This is a genomic window from uncultured Aliiroseovarius sp., assembly GCF_947492455.1.
In the GTDB taxonomy this organism is placed as follows: Bacteria; Pseudomonadota; Alphaproteobacteria; order Rhodobacterales; family Rhodobacteraceae; genus Aliiroseovarius.
Map to the genome: position 1 here is coordinate 103393 of NZ_CANLNB010000002.1, position 19447 is coordinate 122839.

20 protein-coding genes are annotated in these 19447 nt (G+C 61.3%); 15 read left to right on the plus strand and 5 right to left on the minus strand.

Translation table 11 applies throughout. The features are described 5' to 3' along the window. Positions 1-19 precede the first annotated feature (19 nt). Positions 20-1297 (minus strand): cobyrinate a,c-diamide synthase, encoded by a 1278-nt coding sequence (locus Q0677_RS03885; RefSeq protein ID WP_298906047.1) that lies wholly within the window; start codon positions 1295-1297, stop codon positions 20-22. After that, positions 1297-2166: a uroporphyrinogen-III C-methyltransferase gene (gene cobA, locus Q0677_RS03890; RefSeq protein ID WP_298906050.1), complete on the minus strand. Its 870-nt coding sequence runs from the start codon at positions 2164-2166 to the stop codon at positions 1297-1299. The genes Q0677_RS03885 and cobA overlap by 1 nt, the downstream gene beginning before the upstream one ends. 97 nt (positions 2167-2263) lie before the next feature. Between cobA and Q0677_RS03895 the strand changes: the two genes are divergently transcribed. The 9 genes from Q0677_RS03895 (at position 2264) to pgi (ending at position 11011) form a co-directional block, all read left to right on the plus strand. Then, positions 2264-3316: a cobalt-precorrin-5B (C(1))-methyltransferase gene (locus Q0677_RS03895; RefSeq protein ID WP_298906051.1), complete on the plus strand. Its 1053-nt coding sequence runs from the start codon at positions 2264-2266 to the stop codon at positions 3314-3316. Further along, complete coding sequence (locus Q0677_RS03900; protein ID WP_298906052.1) at positions 3313-4044, plus strand: cobalt-precorrin-6A reductase; 732 nt, start codon at positions 3313-3315, stop codon at positions 4042-4044. The genes Q0677_RS03895 and Q0677_RS03900 overlap by 4 nt, the downstream gene beginning before the upstream one ends. After that, entirely contained in the window at positions 4020-4661 is a 642-nt protein-coding gene (locus Q0677_RS03905; protein ID WP_298906054.1) for a DNA-3-methyladenine glycosylase 2 family protein, read from the plus strand. Before Q0677_RS03900 ends, Q0677_RS03905 begins: the two co-directional genes overlap by 25 nt. Beyond that, positions 4658-5341 carry an alpha/beta fold hydrolase gene (locus tag Q0677_RS03910; protein WP_298906056.1) on the plus strand — a complete coding sequence of 228 codons (684 nt, stop codon included), beginning with the start codon at positions 4658-4660 and terminating at the stop codon, positions 5339-5341. The genes Q0677_RS03905 and Q0677_RS03910 overlap by 4 nt, the downstream gene beginning before the upstream one ends. Before the next feature lie 180 nt (positions 5342-5521). After that, positions 5522-6106: an HNH endonuclease gene (locus Q0677_RS03915; RefSeq protein ID WP_298906060.1), complete on the plus strand. Its 585-nt coding sequence runs from the start codon at positions 5522-5524 to the stop codon at positions 6104-6106. Between the two features lie 69 nt (positions 6107-6175). Beyond that, positions 6176-7126, plus strand: coding sequence for an agmatinase (speB, locus tag Q0677_RS03920; RefSeq protein WP_298906063.1), 951 nt, complete (start codon positions 6176-6178; stop codon positions 7124-7126). Positions 7127-7243: 117 nt separating this feature from the next. Next, on the plus strand, positions 7244-8698 hold the full coding sequence (gene zwf, locus Q0677_RS03925) for a glucose-6-phosphate dehydrogenase (protein WP_298906066.1): 1455 nt from the start codon (positions 7244-7246) through the stop codon (positions 8696-8698). Beyond that, on the plus strand, positions 8695-9369 hold the full coding sequence (gene pgl / locus Q0677_RS03930) for a 6-phosphogluconolactonase (protein ID WP_298906068.1): 675 nt from the start codon (positions 8695-8697) through the stop codon (positions 9367-9369). Before zwf ends, pgl begins: the two co-directional genes overlap by 4 nt. Before the next feature lie 31 nt (positions 9370-9400). Continuing rightward, entirely contained in the window at positions 9401-11011 is a 1611-nt protein-coding gene (gene pgi / locus Q0677_RS03935; protein ID WP_298906071.1) for a glucose-6-phosphate isomerase, read from the plus strand. Between the two features lie 32 nt (positions 11012-11043). Here the strand turns inward: pgi and Q0677_RS03940 are convergent, their stop codons facing one another. Next, positions 11044-12009, minus strand: coding sequence for an alpha/beta hydrolase (locus Q0677_RS03940; RefSeq protein WP_298906074.1), 966 nt, complete (start codon positions 12007-12009; stop codon positions 11044-11046). 29 nt (positions 12010-12038) lie between these two features. After that, a complete protein-coding gene (locus Q0677_RS03945; RefSeq protein WP_133488695.1) occupies positions 12039-12329 on the minus strand; it encodes an SCP2 sterol-binding domain-containing protein in 291 nt (96 codons plus the stop codon). A 191-nt stretch (positions 12330-12520) separates the two neighbouring features. Here Q0677_RS03945 and Q0677_RS03950 point away from each other — a divergent pair, with 191 nt between their 5' ends. From Q0677_RS03950 to Q0677_RS03970, 5 genes are all read left to right on the plus strand, one after another. Continuing rightward, positions 12521-13069, plus strand: coding sequence for a tetratricopeptide repeat protein (locus Q0677_RS03950; RefSeq protein ID WP_298906078.1), 549 nt, complete (start codon positions 12521-12523; stop codon positions 13067-13069). A gap of 36 nt (positions 13070-13105) precedes the next feature. After that, positions 13106-15895 carry a helicase-related protein gene (locus tag Q0677_RS03955; protein WP_298906080.1) on the plus strand — a complete coding sequence of 930 codons (2790 nt, stop codon included), beginning with the start codon at positions 13106-13108 and terminating at the stop codon, positions 15893-15895. A gap of 6 nt (positions 15896-15901) precedes the next feature. Then, positions 15902-16330 (plus strand): RNA-binding S4 domain-containing protein, encoded by a 429-nt coding sequence (locus Q0677_RS03960; protein WP_298906083.1) that lies wholly within the window; start codon positions 15902-15904, stop codon positions 16328-16330. 49 nt (positions 16331-16379) lie between these two features. Beyond that, positions 16380-16715, plus strand: a complete 336-nt coding sequence (fdxA, locus tag Q0677_RS03965) for a ferredoxin FdxA (RefSeq protein WP_133488685.1) — start codon at positions 16380-16382, stop codon at positions 16713-16715. 276 nt (positions 16716-16991) lie between these two features. Further along, complete coding sequence (locus tag Q0677_RS03970) at positions 16992-17504, plus strand: CarD family transcriptional regulator (RefSeq protein WP_133488683.1); 513 nt, start codon at positions 16992-16994, stop codon at positions 17502-17504. Between the two features lie 52 nt (positions 17505-17556). Here Q0677_RS03970 and cobS read toward each other — a convergent pair whose 3' ends face one another. Continuing rightward, entirely contained in the window at positions 17557-18333 is a 777-nt protein-coding gene (gene cobS, locus Q0677_RS03975) for an adenosylcobinamide-GDP ribazoletransferase (RefSeq protein WP_298906089.1), read from the minus strand. Positions 18334-18414: 81 nt separating this feature from the next. Here cobS and cobT point away from each other — a divergent pair, with 81 nt between their 5' ends. After that, positions 18415-19434, plus strand: coding sequence for a nicotinate-nucleotide--dimethylbenzimidazole phosphoribosyltransferase (cobT, locus tag Q0677_RS03980; protein WP_298906092.1), 1020 nt, complete (start codon positions 18415-18417; stop codon positions 19432-19434). Positions 19435-19447: the final 13 nt, after the last annotated feature.

Genomic DNA, 19447 nt, shown 5'->3' on the forward strand with positions numbered 1-19447 from the left:
CTGTGGGCGGATGTCGCAGTTAGGCCCGGTCTATTAGATGCGCGAAACTGCCCGAGACGTGGCCCTCGATCAGCCCCATTGGCGCCAGCGCACGACCCTCGGCGTCTGCGGCGTCGAACAGCGGCGCGCCTTCAGCCAGAAGCGTGGTGGCATAATGGAACTCGTGCGCGTTCCAATGTCCAGCGAATGGACCCTCGGCGGCGTGCAATGCCCGATATCCAAGATGCAGTTTGCGTTGTGCAAAGCTGGTCTCCAGCCCCAAAAGCCCCAGCATCTCGTGACGTTCACCATTCTTGTCGGTGATCGCGCGGCCTAGGGTCATGTAGCCGCCGCACTCGCCATAGATCGGGCAGCTGGCCGCGCGCATGCCTTGTTTGAAGGTCTCTGCTGCCGCCAGTTTGCCTGCGTGAAGCTCAGGGTATCCGCCGGGCAGAAAGATGAAATCGGCGTCGGTGGCGGGGGCCTGATCTGCCAGCGGCGAGAAGGGCAAAACCTCGGCCCCGGCGGCGCGCCAGTCGGACAGGATGTGCGGATAAGCAAAGGCAAACGCCTTGTCCGAGGCAACCGCGATCCGCTGGCCCGGAGGTGTCAGGCGTGTCGCAGCGCCCGGCGCGTCCGTCGTGTAGCCCGCCAATGCGACCAGCGCGTCAAGGTCAATCGCGGCCTCGACTACATCCGCGACGCGGTCCAGATAGGCCTGCAGATCAGGATGTTCCTCGGCCTGAACCAATCCCAAATGGCGCGAGGGGTGTTCTAGCCCTGACTGACGATACACGGCCCCCAGCACCGGAATCAGGCTGTCTTGCAAGCTGGCGCGCAGCATCGCCTCGTGACGTGGGCTACCGACATGGTTCAGGATGACGCCGGCGACGCGCACGTCGGGATCGTGTTGGGCAAATCCATTCACCAAGGGCGCGACCGAATGGGCCAGTCGGGCGCAATCGACCACCAGAACAACGGGAAGCCCGAATGTGCGTGCCAAATCTGCGGTTGCGCCACGCCCTTCGGGCGGCGCGCCGTCAAACAAGCCCATCGCGCCTTCGATCAGCAAAAGCTCGGCGCCAGAGCGCGCCAGATCATGCAGCCGCGCCGGACTCATCGCCCATGCGTCCAAATTGGGGCACTCGCGCCCACAGGCGGCGGCGTGAAAGCGAGGGTCGATATAGTCCGGGCCGGATTTCGCCCCGCTGACATCGACGCCCCGTCGCGACAGGGCGCGCAGAAGGCCAAGGGTCAGGGTGGTTTTCCCGCTGCCGGACGAGGGCGCGGACAGAATCAAACCGGTTGGTGCGGACATCAGCGATCCTCGGCCGGGCGGCCACGCCCCAGCGGATCGGTATTGCGCGGTTCCAGACCGGCCGCCAGCGCCTGCCAGTCCAAGGCCTGCCGCATCAGAACCGCAAGGCCCACGCAGATGATGGCGGGTGCGCCGATACCTTCGCGTGCAGCGTCCTCGACACAGGTGCCAAGGGTGGTTTCCAACACGCGCTGGTCAGGCGTCGTCGCGTTCGAGGTAATGGCGACAGGTTCATCTTCCCCGCGACCGGCAGAAATAAGCTCGGACCGGATGCGGTCCAGATGCTTCATGCCCATGTAAATCACGATGACTTGCGAGCCACGCGCGATGGCGGGCCAATCCAAGGAACCGGTGGCATTGCCGGACTGGTCATGACCGGTGACGAAGGTCACGGATTGGTTCACATCGCGGTGCGTGACCGGGATGCCTGCATAAGCCAGCCCGCCGATCCCAGCCGAGATGCCAGGGATGATGCGGATCGGTACGCCATGTTGCACAAGGGTCTGGCCCTCTTCCCCGCCGCGCCCAAATACAAAGGGGTCGCCGCCCTTAAGGCGCAGCACGCGTTTGCCGTCTCGCGCCAGATCCACCAGCTTCAACGAGATATCGCGCTGCTTGGCCGACGGCTTGCCGCCGCGCTTGCCTGCATAGATTACCTCGGCCTCGGGGCGTGCCCAGCTGAGGATTTCCGGCGAGACCAGTGCGTCATGCACAATCACATCGGCCTGCATCAACGCATTCACCGCGTGAACCGTCAAAAGGCCGGGATCCCCGGGGCCAGCACCGCACAGCCAGACCCAGCCGGGTTCAAGCGTTGGCCAGTCGTGGCCGGGCAAAACAGGGACGGTATAGGTGTGCGAGTCAGTCATGCGCCCCTTATGCACCCGTTGGGCGCGCTCGAAAAGCGTAACTGCGACCTCACAGAACGGATTGGCGGCGCGGATTTGCGTGCGTATAGTCGTTAGGATGGAAAAGATTGACCCTCAGAAACTGCGCCGTGGCTGGACCACGGGCGCCTGTGCCACGGCCGCGGTGAAGGCCGCGTTGGATGCGCTATGGGGGCAGGGTGCGCCCGCGCGCGTAACCATCACGTTGCCGCGTGGGGAAACGCCGGATTTCCTGATCTACGATCTGATCACCGGCGATAACTGGGCGGAAGCGGCGATCGTGAAGGATGCAGGCGACGACCCGGACGTGACCCATGGCGCGGTGATCCGGGCGCGTGTCGCGCCTGCGAAACCGGGACAGGGTGTGTTCTTTGTCGCGGGCGAGGGCGTTGGCACGGTGACGAAACCCGGCCTGCCGATCCCTGTCGGGCAACCTGCAATCAATCCGGTGCCACGCCAGATGATCAAAGGCGTCGTGCACGAGGCCGCGGCGAGCTATGATCAAGCCGCGGATGTGATCGTCACCATCTCGGTCGAGGATGGGGCGGCGCTTGCCGAGAAGACGTGGAACCCGCGGCTTGGCATCAAGGGCGGGCTGTCCATTCTGGGCACCACCGGCATTGTGCGCCCGTTTTCCTGCGCGGCGTGGATCGCCTCGATCCATAGGGGCATTGATGTGGCGCGCGCTGAGGGGCTGACCCATTTGGCGGGCTGCACCGGGGCGACCTCGGAAAAGGTGGTGCAGGGGCTGATGGGCCTGTCTGACGGGGCGATGATCGACATGGGAGATTTCGCGGGCGGGATGCTGAAATATTTGGCGCGGAACCCGATTGACAGGGTGACCATAGGCGGCGGCATTGGCAAGCTGACCAAGCTGGCGCAAGGTGCGCGGGATTTGCATTCGGGGCGCAGTCAGGTGGACTTTGATGTGCTGGCCGAGTGGTTGGACGATCCCGAGGTTGCGAACATGAATACAGCCCTGCAAGCATATGAAAAACATGGGCAAAAAATGTCATCGATGATCGCCGAAAAAGCGAAGTCCCAAGCCGTCGCGATTCTGCGCGCTGCGCCGATTTCGGTGGACATCGTGGTGATTGACCGAAAGGGCGATATCATCGCGCAAGCCCTGTGAAAATCCTGCTGCTGGCTGGAACCGGCGAGGCACGCGCCTTGGCAAAGCTCTTGGCGGATCAAGGGCAGGATGTGCTGGCCTCTTTGGCAGGCGTGACGCGTGCCCCCGCGACCTATCCCGTTCCGACACGCGTGGGTGGCTTTGGTGGTGTGGCTGCACAACGGGACTTTGTGATCACAAATGGATTTAATGCCGTCGTTGACGCTACGCACCCGTTCGCGGCGCAGATTTCTGAACGCAGCTTCCAAATATGCAAAGTATTATCAGTGCCTTATCTTCGGCTGTTAAGGCCAGAATGGCGTGCGGAAAGTAGCGACGACTGGCAGTTGACCGACCATCCCGAAGCGGTGTCAGAACACATTCCGACGGGCGCGCGGGTGCTGCTGGCGACCGGGGCGGCTTCGGTTTCGGATTGGGCAGATCTGGCCGAGGGGCGCACACTGTTTTGTCGCCGCGTGGATGCGACCGACGATCCTTTTCCCTATGAGGGAGACTGGATCGTGGGGCGCCCGCCATTCTCGTTGGAAGAAGAGTTGGACACGCTGCGCAGTCACGGCATCACACATGTGGTCAGCAAAAACGCGGGCGGGCCGACCAGCGCCAAGCTGTTGGCCGCGCGCCAGCTGGGCTTGCCCGTCGTGATGCTTAACCGCCCCGCCTTGCCTGATTGCGATTGCGTGGAAACCCCTGAAGAGGCGCTGGCATGGCTGACGGCCCTGAAACACTGATCCTCAGGCAGGACTGCCTGCAACGCGAGGCCGCCGCGCTGTGCCGGATCGAGCCGCGGTTCCGGCCCGTTTGGGATCATCTGGACGAGATCCCGCTGCGGCTGCGCCCGGATGGGTTTTCGGCACTCATGTTTGCCATCGTGGGGCAGCAGGTCTCGACCGCATCAGCAGCTGCAATTTGGCGGCGGGTGCAGGAGGCTGGATTAGATGACATCAGCAATGTTGCCCGCGCCAGTGATAAGGATCTGGCAGATGTTGGACTGTCGCGTCCGAAAATCCGCTATACCAATGCTTTGGCCGAGGCGGGGATCGATTATCCCGCGCTGCACCACTTGCCGTCCGATCAGGTGATGGAGATTCTGACCGCCGTGCCGGGGATCGGGACGTGGACGGCCGAGATCTATGCGCTGTTCGCATTGGCCCGCGCGGATGTGTTTCCGGCAGGCGATTTGGCCCTGCAAGAGGCGGCGAAACGGCTGTTTGATCTGCCCGAGCGGCCCAAAGAAAAGGCGATGCGCGCGATGGCGCGGGACTGGTCCCCCAACAGGGGCGTTGCGGCGCGGTTGCTCTGGGCCTATTACCGCATGGAAACAGAACGCGAAGGGATAGGCGAATGACCCGCATCTTGGAAAGCAAACGGCGCGAAGCGGCCTCGGGCACCACGAAATCGGTGGTGGTGTTTTTGCACGGCTATGGCGCGGATGGCGCCGACCTGCTGGGGCTGGCCGATCCCCTGTCGCAGCACATGCCCGACACGACCTTCATCGCCCCTGACGCGCCCGAGAAATGCCTGGGCAACCCGATGGGATACCAGTGGTTCCCGATCCCGTGGCTGGACGGTTCGTCGGAAGAAGACAGCATGCGTGGCGTCGAAATGGCGACCGGCGACATTAACGCTTTCCTTGATCAGGTGCTGGAAGATGAAGGCATCGAACCCTCGCAACTGATCGTGTTCGGCTTCTCGCAAGGCACGATGATGTCCCTGCGTGTGCTGCCCCGTCGGGACGAGCCGATTGCCGGGCTGGTCGCGTTCTCGGGCCGGATGCTGGAGCCGGATCAGTTCGCCGAGAATGTCGTGTCGAAACTGCCGATCCTGCTGGTCCACGGTGATCAGGACGACATGGTGCCTCCAGGCCATTTCAGCGAAAGTGGCGAAGTGCTGCAGGCTGCTGGGTTCGAGACCTACGGCTTCATCATGAAGGGCACCGGGCATGGGATCGCGATGGACGGTCTGTCGGTTGCGCTGAGCTTCATGCTGGACAAGCTGGGGATGGCCCCGGCCGAGGCTGCCAACTGATCACGTCTGGCGCACCGCCTGTCACATCCCTGAGATAATCCGATGTTATCCCGTTGATGACCCCATATGTTGGGGTTGTCAGGTTGTCTTATCAATATATAGTCAACCTATAAGCATGGGGCGGGTGTCCCGCCCCGACAACCGATTGAGGATGTATTACGGGCGAGGATTGGATGCGTCATGGACGGAGACTTCAGAACTGACTTTGTACGCGAAGGCGGGGGCGTCAAGCAGCGCGCCGCCTTGGTGCTAAACGCGGATTTCAGGCCTTTGTCCTATTATCCGCTGTCTCTGTGGCCCTGGCAGGAGGCCGTGAAGGCGGCGGTGCTGGATCGGGTCAATATATTGGCTGAGTATGACGAGGTGGTCAGAAGCCCGTCGCTTGAGCTGAAGATCCCCTCGGTCGTGGTTCTGAAAGACTATGTGAAACCTCAAAAGCGCGTGGCCTTCACGCGCTTTAATTTGTTTTTGAGGGATGAATTTTGCTGTCAGTACTGCGGGGCGAAGGGGGATTTGACTTTTGATCACGTGGTGCCGCGGGCTGCTGGCGGTGTGACCAGCTGGGAAAATGTGGTGGCGGCCTGTCAGCGGTGCAATTTGAAGAAGGGCTCGAAACCCTTGCGGCACTCGGGACTGAGCCTGCGCAAGCCTGCGCGCCAACCCACGGCAGAAGAGCTGCGCAATGTCGGGCGCAAGTTTCCCCCCGGCCATTTACACGACAGTTGGATGGACTTTCTGTACTGGGATACAGAACTCGATGCCTAATCTGTCGGATTTCGCATGACGGCGTGGATGTGACTCGCTAGCGTCCTCTTACACAACAGAGAGGCCGCCATGTCAGATCCGTTTTTCACCCCCGTTTCAGGCTTTGATCTGCCGCGTTTCGCTGGCGTGCCGACCTTCATGCGGCTGCCTTATGTGGATTTTGACCACCCGCGATTCTCGGATGTGCAGGTTGGCCTGATCGGTGCGCCCTGGGATGGTGGTACCACCAACCGACCCGGCCCGCGCCACGGCCCGCGCCAATTGCGCGATATGTCCACCATGATCCGGGCGCAGAACGGTGCGACCGGCGTGCGCCCGTTCGAGGTAATGAACTGCGCGGATCTGGGCGACGTAGCCCCGAATCCCGCGGACGTCATGGACAGCCTGAAGCGGATGGAGGCGTTCTATGCCCGCGTCCACGCCGCTGGCATCCGTCCGCTGACCGGAGGGGGCGATCACCTGTGTACCCTGCCGATTCTGCGTGCACTGGCCAAGGACGGGGCGGTTGGGATGGTGCATTTCGACAGCCACACGGACCTGTTCCACTCGTATTTCGACGGCACCATGTACACCCACGGCACGCCCTTCCGCCGCGCCGTGGAAGAGGGGCTTCTGGACCCCAAGCGCGTGGTGATGATTGGCATTCGTGGCACCGCCTATGACAATGAAGACCGCGACTTTGCCGACAGCGTCGGCATCCGCGTGATTCCCATCGAAGAGTTCCACACCCGCGGGGTGGATGACGTGATGACCGAGGCCCGCGAGATCGTCGGGCAGGGTGCCACCTATGTCAGCTATGACATTGATTTCGTTGATCCCGCCTTCGCGCCCGGTACCGGCACGCCCGAGGTCGGTGGGCCGAACTCCTATCAAGCGCTTCAGGTCGTGCGCGCCTTGCAGGGGTTGAACATTATCGGCGCTGATCTGGTTGAAGTCTCGCCACCGTTCGATCCCAGCGGAGCGACTGCTTACTTGGGCGCATCGATCATGTTCGAGCTTCTATGTGTGATGGTGGGCTGATCCGCCATCCTGACCGACTTTGCTTGTGACGCGCCATAAGGATGCTAGACTTATGCGAACGAAGCGGTTAGAAGGCCGTGAGTGAAATAGTTAGCGCTAACATAACTGGAGTTCCTGATGGTCTCGCGTGTTATTCCGGTCGATCCTTTTGATCTGGTCATTTTTGGTGGGACGGGTGATCTGTCGCGTCGCAAAATCCTGCCCGGTCTGTACCGGCGCTTCCGTGATGGTCAGATGCCTAAGGGCGCGCGCATCATCGGTGCTGCGCGTAGTGACATGGACGACGACGGCTTTCGCGATTTCGTGGAAGAGGCCGTGCGTAGCTTTGTATCCAAGCGCAAATGTGACCCCGACACGCTGGCGGCGTTTCGCGAGACGCTATTCTATGTGCAAGTGGACGCCACGGGCGATGACGGCTGGGCAGAGCTGAAAGCCAAAAGCAAGTTGGACCGGGTACAGGCCTTCTATTTCTCGGTCGGGCCCCGTTTGTTTGGTCCCCTTGCGGAACGCCTTCACACGAAGGGGATCGCAGGGCCTGAGGCGCGGATCGTGGTCGAGAAGCCCTTTGGGCATGACATCGAATCTGCCCGCGCGCTGAACGCCACGCTGGCCGAACATTTCGACGAAAGCCAGATCTACCGCATCGACCATTATCTTGGAAAAGAGACGGTGCAGAACCTGATGGCACTGCGCTTTGGCAACATGCTGTTCGAGCCGCTTTGGAACGCGCAATACGTGGACCACATCCAGATCACCGTGGCCGAGACCGTCGGCGTCGAAGGGCGGGGCGGGTATTTTGACAAATCGGGCGCGATGCGCGACATGGTGCAGAACCACCTGATGCAGCTTCTGTGTCTGACCGCGATGGAGCCGCCCTCGAAATTCGATTCGGATGCGGTGCGGGATGAGAAGTTGAAGATCATCCGCGCTTTGGATCCTGTCGCGCCGGAAGACATGGTGCGCGGTCAGTACGCGGCAGATGACGAGGTCGCGTCCTATCTGACGGATGCGGAAGCCGACGCCAGTGACACGGAAAGCTTCATTGCGATGAAGCTGCACATCTCGAACTGGCGCTGGAACGGGACGCCGTTTTACCTGCGCACAGGCAAACGCCTGAAGGCGCGGATGTCCGAAATTGTGGTGCGGTTCAAAGAACCGCCGCACTCGATTTTCGAGGCAGACACGGGCCAGTCCGCGAACGAGCTGTCCATTCGTCTACAACCCAATGAAGGCATGGACTTGAAGGTCACAATCAAGGAACCCGGGCCGGGGGGCATGCGCTTGATCGACGTGCCTTTGGACATGACCTTTGCCGAGGCATTGGGGGAAGAAATCGCCGATTCTCCAGATGCTTATGAACGTCTGATCATGGACGTGATCCGCGGCAACCAGACGCTGTTCATGCGCGGGGACGAGGTCGAGGCCGCATGGGCTTGGACCGATCCGATCATCGAAGATTGGGAACGTCGCCGCGACAAACCGATCAGCTATGACCCGTTCTCGACCGGGCCGGAAGAGGCGCTTATGCTGCTTCATAAAGATGGCCGTCGCTGGAGGGAGATTCGCGAATGAACCTGATCGAGTATGCAGATCGCGACATGATGATGCTGGACTTGGCCGATGTGCTGGCGTCTGAACTGACCCAAATGCTGGACCATGAAGAGCGTGCATCGCTTGCAGTGCCGGGTGGCACGACGCCCGGGCCGGTATTCGACGCACTCAGCGCGGTGGATCTGGATTGGGCGCGCGTCGATGTGTTGCTGACGGACGAACGCTGGGTGCCGGAAAGCAGCCCGCGCTCGAACACAGCACTTCTGCGATCGCGCCTGCTGGTAGGGCACGCTGCCAAAGCCAATCTGGTGCCGCTCTATGCCGACAATTCGCGCCCGGAAGACGCCTTGCCCGATCTGTCGCGCGGGGTCGAAGCGCTCACGCCGATCTCGGTCGTGCTGTTGGGGATGGGCGAAGACATGCACACGGCCAGCCTGTTTCCCGGCGCTGATCACTTGGACGAGGCGTTGTCTCGTCACGCGCCGCCCTTGCTGCCGATGCGTGCGCCCGGCGCGGATGAACCACGTGTGACGTTGACCGCGCCGATTTTGAACGGGGCAATGTCCAAACATCTGTTGATCCTAGGCACGGCGAAGCGTGATGCGCTGAACAAGGCGATGGCCGAAAAACACGCCCGCCTTGCACCGGTGAAGGCCGTGATGTCCGATATGACGGTGCACTGGGCAGAATAAACGCGGGCGAAGGCCTGCACCGGGGAATATTATGACCATTGATAAGCTGATTGCGCATAACAAAACCTTAGCTAACACGCGTCTGACCGACCTGTTCGACGCCGACCCTGACAGGGCGACCAAATATAGCTCCGAGGCTGCGGGCCTGTATTTCGATTGGTCGAAAACGGGGCTGGATGATCAGGCGGTTGAGTTGCTGTTGTCCCTTGCGGATGACGCTGGGGTGGCGGCGCGGCGCGATCAGATGTTCGGTGGTGCCAAGATTAACGACACCGAAGGTCGCGCGGTGCTGCATACAGCCCTGCGCGCGGGCCCCGAGGCTAAGGTCTTCGTGGATGGCGAGGACGTCATGCCGGGTGTCCGCGACACGCTTGCACGGATGCGGGATTTCGCCACGCGCCTGCGCGCGGGCCAGATCCGTGCGCCGGGCGGGGGGCGGTTCCGGGATGTGGTGAATATCGGCATTGGCGGCTCAGACCTTGGTCCGGCGATGGCGACGCAAGCGCTTTCACCCTACCACGACGGGCCGCGCGTGCATTTCGTCTCGAACGTAGATGGGGCGCAGATTTCAGATGTCTTGCGCGGGCTGAACCCAGCGGAAACGCTGATCATGGTGGCCTCGAAGACGTTCACCACCATCGAGACCATGACCAACGCCGCCACAGCGCGCGACTGGCTTCTGCGGGATGTCCCTGCGGATGCGGTTGGTTTACATTTCGCCGCGCTGTCCTCGAATCTCGAGAAAACGGCCGAGTGGGGCATCGCTGATGAACGTGTCTTTGGGTTCGAGGACTGGGTTGGCGGGCGCTACTCCATGTGGGGGCCGATTGGGCTGTCCTTGATGATCGCCATTGGGGCTGACAGGTTCGATCAGATGCTGTCCGGCGCGCGCGCGATGGATCAGCACTTTCAGACCGCCGAAGGTCGCGCGAACATGCCGCTGATGCTGGCCTTGGTCGGGTTCTGGCACCGTCAGGTCTGCGGCTATGCAACCCGCGCCGTGCTGCCGTACGAGCAACGTCTGGCGCGTCTGCCCGCCTATCTTCAACAGCTTGAGATGGAGAGCAACGGCAAGCGCGTGGCGTTGGACGGGACGGCGCTGGACCTGCCGTCTGGCCCCGTGGTCTGGGGCGAGCCGGGCACCAATGGCCAGCACGCCTTCTATCAGCTGATCCATCAGGGTACCGACATCATCCCCTGCGAATTCATGGTGGGGGCAGAAGGGCATGAACCTGATCTGGCGCACCAGCATCAGCTGCTGGTGGCCAACTGTCTTGCGCAGTCGCAGGCCTTGATGACAGGCCGCAGCCTGTCCGAGGCGCGTGCGTTGATGCAGGCAAAAGGCTTTGACGGGGACGAGCTGGAGCGTCAGGCCGCCCACCGTGTCTTCCCCGGAAACCGCCCCTCGACCACGTTGCTCTATTCCAAGCTGACGCCGGAGGTTCTGGGTGCCATTATCGCGCTTTATGAACACCGTGTGTTCGTGGAAGGGGTGCTGCTTGGCATCAACTCGTTCGATCAGTGGGGCGTGGAACTGGGCAAGGAACTGGCCGTTGCCTTGGCGCCGGTTCTGAGCGGAGACGCGTCGGCGGATGCACTGGATGGATCTACGCGCGCTCTGATTGAGATGTTAGGTGAATAGCGCCTAATAACCCTTTGAAAAACAATCGCTAATTAGGCAGCGCTCGCGTTCCCATTGGCATGCGCCAGCAGGTGAATTGCGTCGTAGACTTGCGCCCGGATTGGCTCGGCTTCCATCAGCACTTCGTGCTCGCAGCCGTGCATCAGATCCAGCCGACCGTTACGCCACCGCCCCATCAAGTCTTGGATCGGGTCCGCTTCCACGATGCGCTCTTGCGTGCCAAGGAAGGTCACGGTTTGCATGCTGGGTGCGGGCAGCTTCATCAGCTCGGTGGTTTCGCGCAGGGCGGCATAGAGCCAACCTGCAGTCGGGCCACCCAAGGTCAGTTCGGGACGCGCGCTGGCTTGCAGTTGCATCAGCGCGTACATCTCGGGATCGGTGGTCAGCATGTTGTCTTCAAACGGCTGAATATCGACATAGGTCTTACGCGCGGTGCCGGGGGTCAGCATCAGCTTCCACGGGGTCTGGTGCAGAGCCCAGGACACGCCCCAGGCAATGGGACGCAGGGCCGAGGCAATGGTGATACCCCACATAGGCGCGCTGAAACAGGCACCCTTGACGTCCAACCCCTCGTGCAGCGACCGCAATCCGATGCAGCCGCCCATAGAATGCCCGACAAGAACGAAGGGGCGGGGCAGGTCGAGGTCTTCGGCCAGCGCCATCATCGCGGCGACATCCAGCTGGTATTCCGAGAAATGCCCGACATGGCCCAGCAGGCGGTCCTGATCTGCGCGATCCGACAGGCCTTGCCCGCGCCAATCGACGCTGAGCGTGGCGAAACCACGCTCCGCCAGTTCGGCGGCAATCAGGCCATATTTCTCGATATATTCGGTGCGGCCGGGGAACAGCAGCACTGTCCCGACCGGGCTAGCAGTCGGTGCGGCAGGCCACAGCCCGAGCCGGATCCGCACACCATCTGACGTCTCACGCCAAAAGGCCCGCCCTTCGGCGGGTCCTTGTGCAATGTCGTCAAACAAAGGGGCGTCAGAGGTGCTCATTCCGCAGATCCTTGCCGAATTTCAGAGGTTTAGGCCAGAACAGCGCCAAGCTGCATGGCAAGACCCATGTTGCCGTCCACAGCCAGTTTACCGGTCATGAAGGCGGTGGTCGGGTTCAGATCGCCCGACAGCATGTCCTGAAACACGTCGGCATCGGCGGTCAGGGTCACGTCAGCGTCATCGTCGCCTGCGCGTACGCCGTCGGCGTCGATGATGATACCACCTTCGCCATTAATCACAAACTTGGCAGTGCCGCCGTCAAATCCGCCGCCGACTTTATCGCTCAGTGCGGCCACGGCCGTGTTGATTACGTCGCTCAATTCTTGTCCTCCAAAATTGGCCCTTAGGGCATGGGTGTCCCGAGCATGCTAGTTCAAAGTTTCCGCGCACGTAAACCTGTTTTCGTGCAGTCGACGCAAGGGAACGTGCAGTTTCCACCAATGATGCTCGCAATACACACGCGAATGTGCCTGTTCTCAGTGGGTTTTGCACGCTACCATTCCCTATGCGCATGTTTTCGCTGATCTTGCTTCTCACGCTATTCGTCGGGATCGTCCCGCCGAGTGCAGCGGTTGCGCAAGATCGCGAAGAACAGCTGGATACCCTGTTTTCACAGCTTCAAACCGCCGATGACAGCAATTGGCAAGCGCTGGAAAACGAGATTTGGGAGCTGTGGTCGCGCTCGGGGTCTGACTCGATGGATCTGCTGTTGCAGCGTGGACAAAGCGCGATTCAAGCAGGAGACCTCGACGGTGCCATCGCCCATCTGAGCGCGCTGACAGACCATGCGCCCGAGTTTGCCGAAGGCTGGAACGCCCGCGCGACGGCCTTTTACCTGTACGGAGAGCTTGGCCTGTCCCTGAATGACATCGCGCAAACCCTGTCGCTGGAGCCGCGCCATTTCGGGGCGCTGACCGGGTTGGGCTTAATCCTGGAAGAGTTTGGAAATGACGCCCGCGCGCTCGAAGCTTATCGCCACGCCCTTGCTATACATCCGCACAGTGACGACATAAAAGGCGCCGTAGCCCGTTTGGAACAAAAACGGGCAAAGGATATTTGACCGCCCGCGCCGGGCGGCGCTTTGAAAGGGCAGAGCATGGTTTCCGACTGCGCGCGAAGTGGCCCACGGATCACTGCCGTTCTGGGGCCGACCAATACCGGCAAAACGCATTATGCGCTTGAACGCATGCTGGGGTATCGCACCGGCGTGATTGGCTTGCCATTGCGCCTTCTGGCGCGCGAGGTCTATGACAAGCTAGTCAGCCTGCGCGGCCCCAATGCGGTGGCACTTGTTACCGGAGAAGAGCGCATCGTCCCCGACCGCGCTCAATATTGGGTCGCAACAGTCGAGGCGATGCCGCTGGGTCTGGGCGCCGACTTTGTTGCCATTGATGAAATCCAGCTCTGCACGGATGCCGAGCGGGGCCACGTCTTTACTGACCGCCTGCTGCATATGCGCGGCACGCAGGAAACCCTGTTCATGGGCTCGGACACCATGCGGCCTGTGATTGCGGGGCTGATCCCCGACGTGCAGTTCCTGCGGCGCGAGCGATTCTCGGAGCTGATCCACGCCGGATCGAAAAAGCTGAGCCGGATGCCGGGGCGCTCTGCCATTGTGGGCTTCTCGGTCGATAACCTCTATGCCATTGCAGAACTGATGCGCCGCCAGAAGGGCGGGGTCGCAGTGGTGATGGGCGCGCTTAGCCCACGTACGCGGAATGCGCAGGTTGAGATGTACCAGAACGGAGACGTCGACTATCTGGTGGCCACGGACGCCATCGGCATGGGTCTGAACCTGGATATCGACCACGTGGCGTTCTCGGCGCTGACCAAGTTCGACGGCCACCGGATGCGACCACTGCTGCCCAGCGAACTGGCGCAGATTGCGGGCCGGGCAGGGCGGCATATGAACCATGGCTCGTTCGGGGTGACGGGCGAAGCGCCGCTTCTGTCGGAAGAGGTTGCGGATGCGATCTGTTCGCACCAATTCGCACCCGACAAGAAGATATTCTGGCGCAACCGCGATCTGTCCTTTGGCTCGGTATCCGCTCTGATCCGCTCGCTGGAAGCACCGACCGGCAATGACTGGCTCACCCGTGGACGGGATGCGGATGACGTTATGGCGCTGAAACTTCTGGCCAAGGATGCCGAGGTCACGGCGCGCGCCAGTGACGGGCGGTCTGTGTCGCTCTTGTGGGAACTCTGCCAGCTTCCCGATTTCCGGGGCATCAGCCACGGTGAACATGCGGGCCTGATCACCCAGCTTTTCAACGATATCCACCAACATGGCCGGGTCAAACGCGACTGGTTTGCACGGCAGGTCAAGCGCATTGACCGCACGGATGGGGATATTGACGTGCTGTCGAAACGCTTGGCCTATATCCGCACATGGACCTATGTGGCGCAACGCCGCGACTGGTTGGACGATGTTACCCATTGGCGTGGCGAGACTCGTGCTGTAGAAGATCGCCTGTCGGATGCGTTACACGAGCGTCTGACCCAAAGATTTGTTGATCGGCGCACCAGCGTTTTGCTGCGCCGGTTGAAGCAGAAGGAGAGCCTTGTGGCTGACGTGAACGATAAAGGTGAAGTGACGGTAGAAGGCCAATTCGTTGGCCGATTGGAGGGGTTCCGGTTCAGCCAGGACGCCGCCCAGACACCGGAAGAAGCCAAAACCCTGCGGGCTGCCAGCCTGAAGGCCTTGGCGCCGGAATTTCACCTGCGGGCCGACCGTTTCTATAACGCGCCCGATACCGAGATGGACTTCACCGAACAAGGTGGCCTGATGTGGGGCGAGCTTGCCGTGGGTAAGCTGGTCAAGGGCGACGACGTGGCCAAGCCGCGCGTGCAGGCTTTCGTCGATGATGAAGCGGGCGCGGATGTGGCCGAGAAAGTCACCCGCCGCTTGCAGCACTTCATCGACCGCAAGGTTCAGGCGCTGTTCGAACCGCTGAGTGCAATTGAGAAAGACGAAACTCTGACCGGCATGGCCCGTGGCTTTGGTTTCCGTATGATCGAAAATCTGGGCATCATCCCGCGCGATCAGGTCGCTGGCGAAGTGAAGGATCTGGATCAGGACGCCCGTGGCGCGCTGCGCAAGCACGGTGTGCGCTTTGGTCAGTTCACCATCTTCATGCCGCTTCTGTTGAAGCCCGCGCCAACGCGTCTGCGCCTGGTGCTGGACAGCTTGTGGAAGGGTCTGGCTGAGTTTCCCGAAAGCCCACCCCCCGGTCTGGTGACGATCCCCGTGGTCGAAGGCGTGGACCACTCGGCCTATCTGCTGTCGGGCTATCGCCCAGCAGGCGCCCGTGCGATCCGAATCGACATGTTGGAGCGTCTGGCCGACCAACTCCGCGTGGAAGACAGCCGTGGTGGCTTTGAAGCCAAGGCCGATATGCTGTCGATCACCGGCATGACGCTGGAGCAGTTCGCCGATCTGATGCAGGGTCTGGGCTATAAGGCCGAGAAGGGCGAGCGCGAGAAGGTCAAAGCGGTGGTTGAAACAGCGGACGCATCTGCCGAAGCACCCGCGGAGGCTCCTGCCACTGAAGAGGCACCCGCTGACGTTGCGGCTGAAGCGACAGATGCACCCGCAGAAGACACCGGTCCCGAAATGGAAGCCTACTTCACCTTCACTTGGGGCGGCTTTGGTCGCGCCCGTCAAGGCGGTGGTGGTAAACCGCGTGGCGAACGCGGGCAGGGCAAACCAGGCGGCAAAACGCGTGGCGATCGCTCAGGCGGCAAGCCCAAGCGCGGCAAGGGTCCGAACAAAGGCCCGCGCGACATGAAGCCGAAAAGCTATCAGTCCGGCCCTAAGAAGGAAAAAGCCATCGATCCGGACAACCCGTTCGCAGCGGCCCTGATGGGTCTGAAAGACAAGGGTTAAGCCGCGATGGCGGATGCACAGGGGAAGGGCGGAACACCGCCCGCCCCAACCGGATCGAAAATGCGTGTGGACAAGTGGTTGTGGCATGCGCGTTTTTTCAAGACCCGCGGACTGGCCAGTAAATTGGTCTCGGCCGGACATGTCCGGGTTAATAGCGATAAAATCGCGAAAGCCTCTCATGGAATCACAGCGGGCGATGTTCTGACCTTTCCGCAGGCTAAACAGGTGCGCCTGATCCGTATTCTGGCCCTGTCAACGCGCCGTGGCCCGGCACCGGAAGCCCAAGCGCTGTACGAAGACCTTGATCCGCCCGCCAAGCAGACGGACAATGTTCCGCAATCACAAGCATCTGCGCTAAAAATGGTTGGGAAGGGGCGTCCGACTAAGAAAGATCGTCGCATCTTGGATCAAACCCGCAGGACTATGCTTGATTGATCCGGCGCGCTGTCCTAAGTGAAGCCGAGACCAAATTGAAGGTGCCACAATGACCTATGTCGTCCAAGACAACTGCATCGCCTGCAAATACACCGATTGCGTGGAAGTTTGCCCCGTAGACTGTTTCTATGAAGGTGAGAACATGCTGGTCATCCACCCGGACGAATGCATCGACTGTGGTGTGTGTGAACCGGAATGCCCGGCCGACGCCATCCGCGCCGATACCGAGCCGGGGACGGAAAAATGGGTCGAGTTCAACCGTAAGTACTCGGAACTGTGGCCGGTCATCATCGAGCGCAAAGATCCGCTGCCGGAAGCTGAAGAGCGTGATGGCGAAGAGGGTAAGCTCGAGAAATATTTCTCGGAAGCACCAGCTGAGCAGTAAGGTCTGTCTGCCGTAAGGCGGGCAACATCTGCACCTGCGGGCAGAGTTTGACCGATCGGTCAGGCTTCTGCATTGCAGCGCTTTTCTATACCTGATTTTTATGGTATACTTATTCCAAATCTTGGGTCGATCATGACGCCCTGTACCTGAGGCAGGGCGTTTTATTTCGGTGAGTCGTGACATTTTGATGGCGGGCTAACGGCGCCGCCACCCATTTTTGTCTGACCCCGCCAACCATGACACCCGACTGTAACAACAACGCGAAGGATCGCATACATGAGCAAGAAGAAACTGGATTTCCGCCCGAACGAATACGTAGTCTATCCCGCCCACGGCGTTGGACAGATCGTGTCGATCGAAGAGCAGGAAATTGCCGGGATCGAGCTTGAACTGTTCGTTATCTCGTTTGAGAAAGACAAGATGACGCTGCGGGTGCCCACCAACAAAGCCACCGAAGTTGGCATGCGCGGGTTGTCCAGCCCGGACGAGATTTCCAAGGCGATGACCACCCTGAAAGGCAAGGCCCGTGTGAAACGCGCCATGTGGTCGCGCCGTGCACAGGAATATGAACAGAAGATCAACTCGGGCGACCTGATCGCCATCGCCGAGGTTGTGCGCGACCTGCACCGCACGGATGATCAGCGCGAGCAGAGCTATTCCGAGCGTCAGCTGTATGAAGCAGCACTTGAGCGCCTGACCCGCGAAGTCGCTGCCGTGGGTGGTGGTGACGAGCTGGCCGCACAGAAAAAGGTCTCGGACGTTCTGATGTCGCGCGCTGCTGCTGCGTAAGTCTTTCATAAGTCTTGAAGAAAGCCGTCTGCCCCAAGGTAGGCGGCTTTTTCTATGCGATCAGGCTGACCATAACCGCCAGTCCGATGATCTCGCTGACTTGTTGTGATGCGCCCAACACGTCGCCGGTTTGCCCGCCGATCTTGGTGTTCGCCAAAGCAGCCAAGGCAAAGGCGCCAAGGCCGACATAGGCCAACACCGGGAACAGCGCATGTGGCATCAGGGTCAGCACCACGAGCGCTGTCACACCACACGCGATCCAAGCGGTGCGCGCGGGCGGACGTCCCACTTGGCTGGCCAGCCCCGCGCCGCGCGCGTTGGGAAGGGCAGCCATCAGAAGCACCATAGGAAGGCGACTGCAGACGCCGATGACCACCAACGCGGTCAGCGCGCCGGGGGCGGTCAGCACAGCAGCAAGGGCCGTCGCACGCAGCCCCAAGGACAGCACCAGTGCGATCACCCCATAGGCGCCAATCCGGCTGTCCTTCATGATCTCGAGCCGCCGGTCGCGCGCGTACCCGCCCCAGAAACCGTCGGCGACATCGGCCAGACCATCCTCGTGCAGGGCGCCGGTGACCATGATTTGCCCCAGAAGCGCCAGACAGGCTGCGAAGAGCGGTGGAAGGCCGACAGTAACGGCACCAACACCCAAACCCCAGCCGATCAGGGCAGGGACAATCCCCGCCAATGGCCACGCCCAGGCCGATCGCGCCGCCCGCTGGGTTGCCAGCGTCGTGTCCACTCGTATCGGTAGACGGGTCAAAAGCCCAATCGCCGCTGGGATATCCGCAGGATGCAGGATCGCCGTCGATCTGTCGTGTTTCGTCATATTTGGTCTTTTGCAGTCTGGTTGCAGTTCAATCCCATCGGTAAAGAGGGTGAGGAAATGAATCAATCAAGGAGTCTCGCCATGTCGCAACAGCCATTCTCGACCCTGGCCGAGTTCAAGGCGCTGCTTGAGGCGGCGAACGGGCCGGATACGGCGGCGATCCAAGCGGCGGAAGAGCGGAACGGCCAGCTGACCAAACCGCCGGGAGCGTTGGGCCGGTTGGAAGAGCTGGCGATCTGGGTGGCGGGTTGGCAGGGCAATGGTCGCCCTGAGCTGAACGCGCCTCAGGTTGTAGTCTTTGCGGGCAATCACGGCGTGACTGCACAGGGCGTGTCGGCTTTCCCGGCGGAAGTGACCGAGCAGATGGTTCTGAACTTCCAGCATGGCGGGGCGGCGATCAACCAACTGTCCAAAGCCGCTGGCGCGCAGATGGACGTCCATGCGCTGGAGCTGGACCGCCCGACCGGCGATTTCACGCAAGGCCCCGCGATGAGCGAGGACGAGGTCGTCGCAGCCCTTCTGGTCGGTTGGAATGCGGTCAGCGATAGTGCCGACCTTCTGGTGACCGGCGAGATGGGGATCGGTAACACGACCTCTGCTGCCGCGCTGTTCCTGGCGCTCTATGGCGGCGAGGCCGAAGACTGGGTTGGACGTGGCACAGGCGTGGATGATGACGGTCTGGCGTTGAAGGCCCGCGTGATCCGCGAGGGGCTGGCGGCCAACGCCTCGGCCGCTGGAAACGGGCTGGAGGCACTGCGTTGTTTGGGTGGACGCGAGGTGGCGGCAATGGCTGGTGCCATGGCGCGTGCGCGTGTGTTGGGCGTGCCGGTGATCATCGATGGCTTCATCTCGACCGCGGCGGCTGCCTGTCTGCTTGAGGCTGTGCCGGGTGTGCTTGACCACGCGGTTGCGGGCCATGTCTCGGCCGAGCTGGCCCATGCCAACGCCTTGGAGCGCATCGGCAAAGCGCCGCTTCTGTCGCTGGGGATGCGTCTGGGCGAGGGGTCCGGTGCAGGCGTCGCGATCAACATCCTGAAAGCCGCCATCGCGTGCCATTCGGGCATGGCGACCTTCGCTGAAGCAGGCGTGTCGGACGGCTAATCGCCTCTGACTT